Origin of the sequence: Nitrincola iocasae (assembly GCF_008727795.1) — a bacterium.
Taxonomy (GTDB): domain Bacteria; phylum Pseudomonadota; class Gammaproteobacteria; order Pseudomonadales; family Balneatricaceae; genus Nitrincola; species Nitrincola iocasae.
Window position 1 is genome coordinate 3,761,148 of record NZ_CP044222.1, and the last position, 11,515, is coordinate 3,772,662.

13 protein-coding genes are annotated in these 11,515 nt (G+C 50.5%); 11 read left to right on the plus strand and 2 right to left on the minus strand.

Annotated elements, in window-relative coordinates:
• Positions 1 to 27 precede the first annotated feature (27 nt).
• Positions 28 to 1,260: an EAL and HDOD domain-containing protein gene (locus F5I99_RS17320; RefSeq protein WP_225307461.1), complete on the minus strand. Its 1,233-nt coding sequence runs from the start codon at positions 1,258 to 1,260 to the stop codon at positions 28 to 30.
• A 70-nt stretch (positions 1,261 to 1,330) separates the two neighbouring features.
• Positions 1,331 to 2,608, minus strand: a complete 1,278-nt coding sequence (locus F5I99_RS17325) for a mechanosensitive ion channel family protein (protein WP_151058208.1) — start codon at positions 2,606 to 2,608, stop codon at positions 1,331 to 1,333.
• Between the two features lie 139 nt (positions 2,609 to 2,747).
• On the opposite strand from F5I99_RS17325, the gene prmB reads away from it, so the two are divergent.
• From prmB to F5I99_RS19925, 11 genes are all read left to right on the plus strand, one after another.
• A complete protein-coding gene (prmB, locus tag F5I99_RS17330; protein ID WP_151058210.1) occupies positions 2,748 to 3,665 on the plus strand; it encodes a 50S ribosomal protein L3 N(5)-glutamine methyltransferase in 918 nt (305 codons plus the stop codon).
• 210 nt (positions 3,666 to 3,875) lie between these two features.
• Positions 3,876 to 4,814, plus strand: a complete 939-nt coding sequence (gene pilM / locus F5I99_RS17335; RefSeq protein WP_191905887.1) for a pilus assembly protein PilM — start codon at positions 3,876 to 3,878, stop codon at positions 4,812 to 4,814.
• The gene (locus F5I99_RS17340) at positions 4,811 to 5,458 is read left to right on the plus strand and encodes a hypothetical protein (protein ID WP_151058214.1); all 648 of its coding nucleotides are present in this window, start codon (positions 4,811 to 4,813) and stop codon (positions 5,456 to 5,458) included. Before pilM ends, F5I99_RS17340 begins: the two co-directional genes overlap by 4 nt.
• Entirely contained in the window at positions 5,455 to 6,159 is a 705-nt protein-coding gene (locus F5I99_RS17345; RefSeq protein WP_191905888.1) for a type II secretion system protein GspM, read from the plus strand. Before F5I99_RS17340 ends, F5I99_RS17345 begins: the two co-directional genes overlap by 4 nt.
• Entirely contained in the window at positions 6,152 to 6,529 is a 378-nt protein-coding gene (locus tag F5I99_RS17350) for a hypothetical protein (RefSeq protein ID WP_151058218.1), read from the plus strand. Before F5I99_RS17345 ends, F5I99_RS17350 begins: the two co-directional genes overlap by 8 nt.
• Complete coding sequence (locus F5I99_RS17355) at positions 6,526 to 8,286, plus strand: GspE/PulE family protein (protein WP_151058220.1); 1,761 nt, start codon at positions 6,526 to 6,528, stop codon at positions 8,284 to 8,286. The genes F5I99_RS17350 and F5I99_RS17355 overlap by 4 nt, the downstream gene beginning before the upstream one ends.
• Before the next feature lie 3 nt (positions 8,287 to 8,289).
• A complete protein-coding gene (locus F5I99_RS17360) occupies positions 8,290 to 9,519 on the plus strand; it encodes a type II secretion system F family protein (protein WP_151058222.1) in 1,230 nt (409 codons plus the stop codon).
• A 3-nt stretch (positions 9,520 to 9,522) separates the two neighbouring features.
• Positions 9,523 to 9,993 carry a hypothetical protein gene (locus F5I99_RS17365; RefSeq protein WP_151058224.1) on the plus strand — a complete coding sequence of 157 codons (471 nt, stop codon included), beginning with the start codon at positions 9,523 to 9,525 and terminating at the stop codon, positions 9,991 to 9,993.
• Positions 9,994 to 10,078: 85 nt separating this feature from the next.
• On the plus strand, positions 10,079 to 10,591 hold the full coding sequence (locus tag F5I99_RS19915) for a prepilin-type N-terminal cleavage/methylation domain-containing protein (protein ID WP_151058226.1): 513 nt from the start codon (positions 10,079 to 10,081) through the stop codon (positions 10,589 to 10,591).
• A gap of 44 nt (positions 10,592 to 10,635) precedes the next feature.
• Positions 10,636 to 11,028, plus strand: coding sequence for a prepilin-type N-terminal cleavage/methylation domain-containing protein (locus F5I99_RS19920; RefSeq protein ID WP_151058228.1), 393 nt, complete (start codon positions 10,636 to 10,638; stop codon positions 11,026 to 11,028).
• Between the two features lie 34 nt (positions 11,029 to 11,062).
• The gene (locus F5I99_RS19925; protein WP_151058230.1) at positions 11,063 to 11,512 is read left to right on the plus strand and encodes a prepilin-type N-terminal cleavage/methylation domain-containing protein; all 450 of its coding nucleotides are present in this window, start codon (positions 11,063 to 11,065) and stop codon (positions 11,510 to 11,512) included.
• The last annotated feature ends 3 nt before the right edge of the window (positions 11,513 to 11,515 follow it).

An 11,515-nucleotide genomic window follows, 5' to 3' on the forward strand; every position in this document is an offset into this window, starting at 1 on the left:
GACACGCCCCTCCTATTCTGGTTCAGTTTACTGCAAGGCTTCGAGTACTTGCTCAGCCCACTTAAGGCTGTGGCGGTAAGCAACCTCATAAAACTGTGAAGGTAACAACTTTTTAAGCTGCTCAAACTCTCCGCGCTCGTAAACCTCAACCTCACTCAGAACCAGACCCGCCTGCCCTTCACGCTTAGTCAGAGCATCTTTAACAGAGTGCTGCAGCGGCACCTCATTCAAGAGCACATCCATCTCCATATCCATCATCACGTCCATTTGCGATAACAAACCGACGATGAAGCACTCCATCGGTTCCGGATACTCCAGCATTTCAGCCAGCAACTCACACATACGCCCGCGGATGAGCATATTCCGAGTCAACTCTGTTGGCTTACCATTATCACTTTTGGCCAGAAATAACATCACCCAGCGCCGTATCTGGTCCATACCCAACAGCGCAATGGCATGAGACAGGGAGTTCACCTCACGGCGCAAATTAACCGCCGCCGAGTTGACTACACGCAAAATTTTATAAGTCAACTCAGGGTCTTTCAGGGCAATCTGCTCAACAGATTCCGCGGTTGCATGCTTATTCTGTAGCTCTTTCAGAACCTGCAGCAGCAATATTTTGTTTCCAGGCAGTTTTTTGCCACGCACCAAATCAGGCTTACTGAGAAAATACCCCATATAGAGGGCAAAACCCATTTCCAGACACTGACGAAACTGATCCTGTGTTTCAACCTTGTCCGCCAACAATTCCAGATTAAAGGGCTTCAGCTTTTGTACCAACGCAGGAATTCTTGATAAACCAATTAACTGAATATCCAGTTTCAACACATGCACTACTTTAAGTAAAGGGTGCAGCTTGGTATCACTTGGATCGAAACCGGACAGTGCCAACCGGTAACCCTGTCCTGCCAGTTCGATAAGACGGTCTATCAACGCTTGGGTAACCCGTGTATGCGGTAACAACTCCAGCACAAACAAGTGCCGTGGAAAATCAGGCAACTCATCATCCAGCAACACCTTATCAGTCACCTTCAGGAAAAACGGCATCTGCGCTTTAGTATCTTTACTGAAGGAAGCATAGGAGTTAACCAACACCGCCAGAGTGGCATCGTCATCTTTTAAACCCATGACAAAATTGCCGTGCTCATCTCTGAACAACAGCTCGTAAGCAGCCACATCCTGACTTTTGGTATAGATTGCCTGACGCGCCATCAGCACGGGCAATCCCTGATCATCGTGTGTTATGGCAATTTTGCTCACGGGGTATAGCTCCAAGGGTGTGCTTACAAAAGTCTAAGCATATACAAAATTCAGGACCAAAGTCACCTAGTCATGCGTCAACACCAGGCTGATCATCCTTATCAATGGATAATTTAATCTGGCGTATATCATTCCCGGTAGGAGACTGATGCAAGCGCAAGCCAAACACCGGCATCACCGCCAGCACATGATCGAACAGATCTGCCTGAATACCCTCATACTCAACCCAGGCGGTGGTATTGGTAAAGGCATAAACCTGAATAGGCACACCTTCACTGGTGGCTTCCAGTTGTCTGACCATCATAATCATCTGCTGATGAATACGCGGGTGGGTCTTCAGATAGGCAGCCAGATAAGCGCGAAACGTACCAATATTGGTCAAACGCCTACCATTCAATGGGCTGCTAAGATCCAGGTCATGTTCGGTATTATAACGTTCAACTTCAGCAAGGCGTTGCTCTATATAGCTGTTAAGCAAATTGGATTTGCGCAACACGTCTACATCCTGCGGGGTCAAAAAACGCACACTACTGACATCGATCCGCACACCGCGCATGATCCGCCGACCACCAGATTCCTGCATACCACGCCAGTTCTTAAACGAATCCGAAATCAGTGCATAAGTGGGAATGGTGGTAATGGTATTATCCCAGTTCTGCACTTTCACTGTGGTCAAATTGATATCTACTACAGCACCATCGGCACCATAGCGGCTCATTTCCAGCCAGTCACCCACCGACAACATTTTATTGGCAGACAACTGAATACCCGCAACCAGTCCCATCAGCGGATCTTTGAACACCAGCAGCAATACGGCTGTCATGGCACCCAAACCACTAAAGAGAATCAGTGGCGACTTGCCGATTAGAATAGAGATGGCGATAACAGCCGCCAGCACGACTGTAGATAACTTAATTCCCTGAAAGATACCCCGCAACGGCAGCTCACGGGTTGCACGGCTGTATTGAGACAACTCAAGCAACACATCCAGTATCACAAACAGCACCAGCACACTGAAAATCAGAATCCATAGCTGAGTCAGGCTACCGATGATTAACAGCGATACTGACCCAGGCTCCAACCATTGCTGTGCCTGAAGCTGAACGATAATTGCTTGGATAATAAACGATAAACGCTTGAATAGTTGCTTTTCGAACAGTGCACGATTCCAGATATGCTGCGCACTGCCAGCCAGTCGTTCCATGAGCCGACGGACAAAATGATGCAGAATAAAATGCGTCACCAGTGCCACAAGGACGATCAGACTCAAGGCAACAACTAATTGTGTCAGCGCTGTTGGCTCAATCGATAATTTAGCCAGCCAGTCCGTGACCGAATCCACCCACATTAACCCACCTCAATCGCTGTTCTATTTTGATTTACATGCTGCGCCTGCATCAGACCAGGCAAGGATCATGCTCACACCTGCACTTGAGTTTAAGGTACACTGCTCAAGCAAAACTATAGCAGCCAGAGTACCCCAGTGCATGACTTTTCAAACAGATAACCCGGCCAGCGAACTGCACACACTGCGTGACTACATTCGCTGGGCCATGAGTAGCTTCCAGCAGGCCAGCCTGTATTACGGGCACGGTACAGACAACCCTTGGGACGAAGCCGTTCAACTGGTATTAAATGCTGTACATCTGCCCTGGGATGCCAGTCCGGAAGTGCTGGATGCGCGCCTGACCAGCTCAGAAAAGCAACGCATTTTAACCTACATTCGCCGCCGTACAGAAGAACGTATACCGCTACCCTATATTACCGGTGAAGCCTGGTATATGGGCATGCCTTTTTATGTGGATGAGCGCGTCCTCATTCCCCGCTCCCCTATTGCCGAACTGACAGAACAACAGTTTTCCCCCTGGCTCAGACCGGGTCCTGTAGAACAGATTCTGGACCTCTGCACCGGTAGTGGCTGTATTGGCATAGCTTGTGCGTATCAGTTTCCGGAAGCACAGGTTGACCTGGTCGATATTTCTACAGATGCGCTGGCGGTTGCCGAAAAAAATATCAACCGCCATGAGCTAAACCACCGGGTCACCACTATTCAAAGCGACCTGTTCAGGAACCTTGAAGGCAAACGCTATGACCTGATTGTCAGCAATCCACCCTATGTGGATCAAGCCGACTTCAGCAATATGCCCAAAGAATATCAACATGAACCTCAACTAGCGCTCACATCCGGTATTGATGGTCTGGAAATTACCCGCTGTATTCTGAAAACAGCCGGTCATTATTTGACTGAAAGTGGGTTATTAGTAGTAGAAGTTGGCAACAGTGAAGCTCATCTGATTGAATCCTACCCGGAAGTGCCTTTTACCTGGGCTGAATTTGAAAAGGGAGGCAACGGCGTTTTTTTACTGACTGCAGAAGAACTACAACGCTATCAGGACTATTTTTGAAACATGTATTACGCCATGCTAATAGGCTATCCACTTGACAAAGATCATGTTTCAAGCGAGATTCATACGTTAACCTACAGCCCGTTGTAACATCAGCCTCAGGCCGAAGACAGACAGACTACCCAGTAAAAAGGTCCGCTCTCAGGAAATCAGTGCGGTTGTATCATTTCAGCAAGGACAGCTTACCGGACCCTATTTGGGAGCAATACCTTGCTCAGTTGGCTAAACTCACTCAGGAATGTAAAGCAAACACCCGATCGTGCTGGCCTGTGCATCAGCCATGACTCTATAAGTCTTGTGCAGGCCAATCCAGCCAGCCACACGGATGCTTTCAGTCTGACGCATTCCCTACAAGCCGCCACTAACTCTCCCGAACAGGCTCTGGAGCTCTTAAAGAACTGGGTCAGTGAACTGGGTTTACAACATGCCGGAGTCATACTGACACTGGAACAGGAAGCATTTGAACTGATCCAGATGGATAAACCCGATGTGCCGGATGCCGACCTGAAAGCAGCCACCCATTGGAAGCTTCAGGAATACCTGGAATATCCGGTAACGGAAGCTATCAGTGATATTTTTGAAGTTCCCGAAGGTCGCCATGGCCACTCTAACCAACTCTTCGTTGCTGTCGCCCGGCGCAGCCTGTTAGAAAAGCGCATCAAACTCATCAGGGATGCCGGCCTCAAACCCACCTATATTGATATTGCTCAGTTGGCAATGCGCAACCTCATTGAGGGGCGCTTACAAACCAGCGACACAGTCGGCATTGTTCACTTTCACCCCAATGATAGCCGCCTGTATATCTGCCGCAACAGCCAGTTTTATATAACCCGGGTGATCAACCTGGGTCTGAACAGCCTGATAACTGATGATGAAATGCAGCAGTTACAGCTGGTTGATCAGTTCTCACTCGAAGTACAACGGACTATGGACTACTACGATAGCCACTTTGGCCAGTCACCTGTGCGGCAATTACACTTTGTTGATCGCAGCGGTCAGCTCAACTGGCTACCGGACGCCGTAACCAACATGCTGGGTATCAAAGCATCGCGAGTCGATATGCCTCAGAATACCAACCAGCAAAATCTGGTTCAGCCTGACCAAGCACCCTTGGCCTGGGGCGGACTCATCGGGAGATTGAACCGATGAGTCCGCGCCAGGAAGTCAACCTGTATCAGAGTGAGCTGCATGAAAAACGTGAGCAACTGACAGCCAGTCAGATGGCAAGCCTTGTCGGTATTGCACTGCTATCGATGCTGCTTTACAGCGGCTGGACAGCCTACTCTCTTAACAGCCTGAAGACGCATAACCAGCAGTTGACATCACAACTGAATCAACAACGTCAGACAGTGACCGCACTGGCATCAATGACTCGCCCCGAAGCCGACCCCAAATTGTTACAACACACGCGTCGGCTGGAAAACGAAATACGCCACTTGCGCGCTTTACGTGAAACGGCGTTGATACCACTGGATGCAATTGAACCAGAGCAGTACCTGCGCGGACTGGCCCGACAGAAACCCGATGGCCTCTGGATCACCGGCATTTACCTGGCAGAGCTGGGTCAGGATATCCTGTTGCAAGGACGGGTAATGAATGCTGAACTCCTGCCTGTTTATATTGATCTTCTCGGCATGGAACCGGCTTTTGCCGGTCTGGTATTTCACACCCTGGAGATCAACCAACCCACCGATGTCCCCAGCGCGGGTGATGCTAACGCGCTCACCTTCACACTGATAGCGGGATGCAAAGCACAGAGCTGCTCCCTGGAAAGTACCGAGGCCACACCATGAAAATCTGGGCAGGTTTTTCCCGACAGATCGAAAAGCGCTCGCTACGTGAACGCGGTATTATTCTGGTTGTAGCAATCCTGATCGTGTTGCTGCTGACGGATACCTTGCTTACCGACCCGGACCGCCGCCAAATTCAGCAGCAAGCACAGCAGCTTAGTCGCCAACAATCCGAACTGGCTACACTAAAGGTACAGGAAGCTGAATTACTTCAGAGCCTGTCGGCTGATCCCAACATTGCACTGCGTGAGCGAGCTACACACCTGGAGGCGGAAGTGCTGCATGCACGTGAAGCCCTTGACCAGGAGTTTGCCCGTTTCATTTCACCCGACCAAATGAACAGTGCACTCAGGGCGCTTGTTGGCGTTACCGAAGGCGTTAGCCTGCTCTCACTAAGGAGCCTTCCCACTGAAATCGTTTTTTCAGCACCTGAAACAGATCCTGACGGTACTGCAGAAGCCGATACAGATACAGAGCAAACCAGTATGCCGGCAGAGGTTGCCTCCGGCGTTTATCGGCGGGGTGTGGAACTGGAACTGACCGGCAACTACCATGGTTTAGTGCGCTACCTAGATATGCTCAGCGAACTGCCCTGGGTCATTAGCTGGGAACAGGTGCAAGTTCTCAGTGACAACTATCCAGACACACTGTTTCGCCTGCGGCTTTATACGCTGACTCTGGATGAGGGCTGGCTACGTGTGTAAACAAGCATTTTCCACTTATTTATTCGGGTTGTGTGTCTTTCTCGGCACGCCGTTGGCTGCACAGGACCGTGATTTAAATTTTGCTGACCCTTTGCGGCCATTCAGCCATGCACAAACCTTAACACCCGAACAAGAGGCCCAGGCACGCCTGCACTTGCAAGCCATCCTGACCGGTAATCGCGGGGCTTACGCTGTCATCAACAACCAGCCTGTTTCCGCAGGCGATGAAGTGGATGGTTACACCATATTACAAATTAGTGATGGTACCGTACTACTGGGCAAGGACAATGGTCAAAGGCTGGTGATGCAGCCACACACGCTGACATTTAACCCTGCCTCCGATATTGAACCCAGCCGGAGCGAACCATGACGGATCAGACCCATACCGGCACACAACCCGCTGCACCACGCCGCCAGAAAATCCGTTTGGGTGATCTGCTGGTAGAAAAGAAAGTCATCACTCCGGCACAACTGGATAAGGCCCTGGCAGAGCAGAAAAAAACCGGCACTCGGCTAGGGCGAATGCTGATCACTTTGGGCTTTATCAATGAACAGGGATTGATGGATTTTCTGGCAGAACAGCTAAAAATCCCCTATGTCGATCTGCGCCATTTTCAGCTACGTCCCGCTACGGTCAAACTGTTGCCGGAAACCCTGGCACGACGTTTTCGCGCCATAGTGCTGGAAGAAAAGCCCGATGGTCTGCTGGTAGGTCTGTCTGATCCGACCGACATTTTCATTCAGGACGAGATCAGTCGACTGCTGAAACGCCCGGTGTCTACGGCGATTGTCCGGGAAACAGATGTACTGAACGCCTTCGACTCCATGTATCGACGCACCGATGAAATCAGCTCTATTGCTGAAGAACTGGGTGAGGAACTGGCCGAAAGTGATTTTGACCTGGCACAACTGGCGCGCGGGGCCGATATTACTGATGCGCCCGTCGTGCGTCTGCTACAGTCATTGTTTGAAGATGCCATTCAGGTCAAAGCGTCAGATATCCATATTGAACCGGATGAAAACGTTCTACGCCTGCGCCAGCGTATCGATGGTGTGCTTCAAGAGCAGATCATGAAGGAGAAGCGTATCGCACCGGCGCTGGTTTCCCGTCTGAAGCTGATGGGCGGCCTGAATATCTCGGAAAAACGCATGCCCCAGGATGGACGCTTCAATATCCGTGTCAAAGACCGCGCCATCGATGTGCGCTTGTCCACCATGCCGACGATTTACGGCGAATCCGTGGTGATGCGTTTACTGGATCAGTCTCAGGGCGTGGTCAATCTGGATCACACCGGCATGCCTGCCGAGTTAGTGACCCGCTTCAAACGCGTTATCCACAAACCGCATGGCATGGTACTGGTCACCGGACCGACCGGTAGTGGTAAAACCACCACCCTGTATGCCGCGCTTGCCGAGCTTAACCGCGCTGAGCGCAAAATCATTACCATTGAAGACCCTGTTGAATACCGTATGCAGCGGATCAATCAGGTACAGGTTAATTTCAAAATAGGTCTGACCTTTGCCGGGGTATTGCGCACCGCCTTGCGCCAGGACCCGGATGTGATTCTGATCGGGGAGATGCGCGATCAGGAAACCGCTGAAATCGGGTTGCGTGCTGCCATGACCGGTCACCTTGTGCTGTCGACCCTGCACACCAATGATGCCGTCAGTACCGCCAACCGCCTGATTGATATGGGGGCAGCGGGTTATCTGGTCGCTACGTCCTTACAGGCGGTACTGGCACAGCGACTGATTCGTAAAGTCTGCGACAATTGTTCACAGCCTTATGAGCCCGATGCCAATGAACAAGCCTGGCTGAAGAGTAATCCCCAGTTGAAGTTCAAAGGCAGTGGCTACATCAAGGGCAAAGGCTGCATGCAGTGTAACAATACTGGTTACAAGGGCCGAGTGGGTATTTTCGAGTTTCTGGAAATTGACACACAACTGGCCGACGCCTTGCGCCGCAGTGACACCAGTGAATTTCACCATCTGGCACATTCACGTCCAGATTTCAAAACACTGGGTCAGAGTGCTCTGGATTTGGCTGCTGAAGGGGTCAGTACGCTGGAAGAAGTGATACGTGTAGCTGGCGAGTCAGTCATGCTGGAACCCGGGGGTGGAGAATAAACCATGGCTGTTTTCCAGTATCGTGCCAGGCGTGGCCAGGACCGGGTGACCGAAGGTCGGCTCACTGCCGATACGGCTGAAGCCGCTGCCAGTCAGTTACTGACTAGTGGCCTGATTCCGCTGGATATACGCCTGGCAACAACAGACTCAAGCGAATCCCTCAGTGATCAGTTGAACAAGCTGATGCCACCACGCAAGATCACACTGGATGAACTGATACTGTTCAGCCGCCAGATGTATAGCATCACCAAGGCCGGTGTGCCATTGATTCAGGGCCTAAGTCGCCTGTCTGAGTCCATGTCCAACCCACGGCTGGGCGAAATTCTGCGTGAAATCAGCCGCGACCTTGAAGGTGGTCGCGATGTAGCTGGCAGTTTTGGACGACACCGCAAAGTGTTCGGCACCTTGTATATCAGTTTGCTACAGGTAGGCGAAATGACCGGTCAGATGGACCGGGTGTTCCTGACTATGCATGACTACCTGTCGCGCGATAGAGACACAGCTAACAAGATCAAGTCTGCTACCCGTTACCCCATGTTTGTGATCATCGCCATCGCCATCGCCATCGGCGTCCTCACCACAGTAGTTATCCCGGCATTTGCGCAGGTATTTGACAGTGTCAAAATGGACTTGCCTCTCCCGACTATCATCATTCTTGCCGTATCAGGCTTTGCCACAAAATGGTGGCTGCAGATCCTGATGGCTATAGGCCTTGGTATTGTCGCCTTCCGCTACTGGAGTAACACAGAGCGTGGACGCTACCTGTGGGACAGAACCAAACTACAGTTTCCTAAAGTGGGCAATATTCTCCTGCGCGCCACCATTGCACGCTTTGTGCGGGCCTTTGGTGTAGCCTTGCAATCCGGGGTGCCGATTACTCAGGCACTGGCAGGTGTCGCTGCCACCACCGGCAATACTTATATCACCGAAAAAATTCTGTCGATGCAAAGTGGTATTGAGCGTGGCGATTCCATTTTACGCACAGCGGCATCCGCACAAATTTTTACACCGGTCGTATTGCAGATGGTGGCTGTCGGTGAAGAAACCGGACAACTCGATGCGATGATGCTGGAAGTGGCCGATTTTTATGATCGTGAGGTGGCGTATGACATTGATAATCTATCCAGCATTATCGAGCCCATTCTTACAGTCGCTGTCGGCATTATTGTATTGATACTGGCACTGGGGATCTTTCTGCCGATGTGGGATCTGACTCAGTTGGCCGGACGCTGAAACATGCGGCAGGAAAACCGTTATAGCAACGGCATCCGCTTGCTGGAGCTGGTTATTATAGTGATTCTGATAGGCATCCTGGCGACACTGGGAATCCACCGAATCAGCGCCATGCAAACAGAGGCACGTCAATTGTTAGTAGAAAATTTTGCTCAATCGTTGCAACTGGCCGGAACAATGACCTATATGCAGACGAGTGCTGTTGGCGAATTAGGGAATCCGGATTATCAATTGGTCAGCCAGGGGCTGGGTCAGGGAGATAGTATCCAGGTGAGCTATGGCTACCCTGCAATTGAAAATACCGACAATCTGATGCGCTTGTTTGATCAGCTGTCAGGGCGTTGGCATTTCTCAACTAATGGAGAGTGGCTAAATGCACGGGTGGATAATCTTTCCGACTGTGCCGTAGCCTATCGACCACCGCATCAACCTACAGAACAACCACAAGTTGTTAAACAAATACAGGGGTGCTGATAATTTTGAAATATATGATGTACGACATGCAAATTCATTCATTTGATGCTGTAAACTAATCGAAAATCGCTCAAGGAGTCATGGGATGAACCCAGTACCAGCAACAAAAAATCAAACAGGCTTTACTTTGATCGAGCTGGTCATAGTAATCCTGATTCTGGGGATACTGTCAGCATTTGCCATTCCCAAATTCATTTCATTACAGCGCGAAGCACGCGTTGCTGTGATTGACGGCACGACCAGTGCACTGCGCTCAGGTGCCAACATCGTCTTTGCCAAGTCGGCGGCTGGCGGCACGCATACCGCTGCAGCCGGATGTGTGGGCCTGGAGTCCGGCGATACGGCCAATACAACAGCCGGGTGCACCGGCGATGATATTATCCTGACCCGCTGGGGCTACCCACGTGCACAGGATTCAGAAATCACACCGTTATTTGACGACTTTTCTCCGCGTTTTTCCTTTAGTGGAGGCGGCACAGGTCCAGGCGCAACGGTACAAATTCAGTTGGATGGCATACCCAACTGCCGGATTGAATACAGCGCCCCGGATACGGCCGGTGGTCGGCCCGATATCAGTAAAAACACTGACGATTGTTAATTTACTTCAAACTTACCAAGCACGTCCCTTACAGGAGCTATACCATGAAAGCACAATCCGGTTTTACCCTTGTTGAACTGATCATTGTCATCGTGATCCTCGGCATCCTCAGTGCTGTCGCGCTACCACGGTTTATTGATTTCTCCGGCGATGCCGAAGAGGCCGCTTTATCCGCCAATGCAGCGGCGATCTCTTCAGCCATGTCAATCAACTATGCAGCTTGTACTCTAGATAAAACTGAGTGTGAAGATGTAGCTGACTGTACTCTTGCTGAAGTAAACAATGTACTGACGCAAGACCTGGATACCACAAAATATACTGGCGCCCTTAAAACCGGAGAAACAGCACCCGCGGCAAACGGTGACTCAGCTATTTGTACACTCAGTGCCACTGGTGTTACGGAAACTGCTGAGTTCACAGTGATACGCTGGCAGTAAAACTTAAATTGACCCATCCCATGGAATCTATGTTATGGAAAAACAACAGGGATTTACACTGATAGAGTTAATTATTGTGATCGTCATACTGGGTATACTCAGTGCGGTAGCTCTGCCTCGTTTTATGGATTTTTCAACTGAAGCAGAGAACGCGGCAATCATGGAATCGGCAGCCAGCATCAGCTCGGCCATGTCCATCAATTATGCTGCCTGTGCTCTGGATCAGCATGATGCAACCTCGTCACGTTGCATTCGAGTTGATCCAGACACTTACCAGAACGCATGTACTCTGGTAACCGCCAATAGTGTGCTGAGCAACACACTTGAGCTGGCAGAAGGATATATGATTGGCATAGATTCATCGCTGAGTTTTCCGCAGAACCGTCCTAATGGGACGACACTCGGGTGCAGTATCATTCGACCACATAAACCGCCCTACGGTGTAGTTGCGCAGTATAATGTCATTATTGCAGGCAAGAACTAGTCA

Coding starts and splice junctions, on each gene's coding strand:
- F5I99_RS17360 (WP_151058222.1), top strand. CDS start 8,290: ATGGCTGTTTTCCAGTATCGTGCCAGGCGTGGCCAGGACCGGGTGACC.
- F5I99_RS19915 (WP_151058226.1), top strand. CDS start 10,079: ATGAACCCAGTACCAGCAACAAAAAATCAAACAGGCTTTACTTTGATC.
- F5I99_RS17345 (WP_191905888.1), top strand. CDS start 5,455: ATGAAAATCTGGGCAGGTTTTTCCCGACAGATCGAAAAGCGCTCGCTA.
- F5I99_RS19920 (WP_151058228.1), top strand. CDS start 10,636: ATGAAAGCACAATCCGGTTTTACCCTTGTTGAACTGATCATTGTCATC.
- F5I99_RS17340 (WP_151058214.1), top strand. CDS start 4,811: ATGAGTCCGCGCCAGGAAGTCAACCTGTATCAGAGTGAGCTGCATGAA.
- F5I99_RS19925 (WP_151058230.1), top strand. CDS start 11,063: ATGGAAAAACAACAGGGATTTACACTGATAGAGTTAATTATTGTGATC.
- F5I99_RS17325 (WP_151058208.1), bottom strand. CDS start 2,608: ATGTGGGTGGATTCGGTCACGGACTGGCTGGCTAAATTATCGATTGAG.
- F5I99_RS17365 (WP_151058224.1), top strand. CDS start 9,523: ATGCGGCAGGAAAACCGTTATAGCAACGGCATCCGCTTGCTGGAGCTG.
- F5I99_RS17355 (WP_151058220.1), top strand. CDS start 6,526: ATGACGGATCAGACCCATACCGGCACACAACCCGCTGCACCACGCCGC.
- prmB (WP_151058210.1), top strand. CDS start 2,748: ATGACTTTTCAAACAGATAACCCGGCCAGCGAACTGCACACACTGCGT.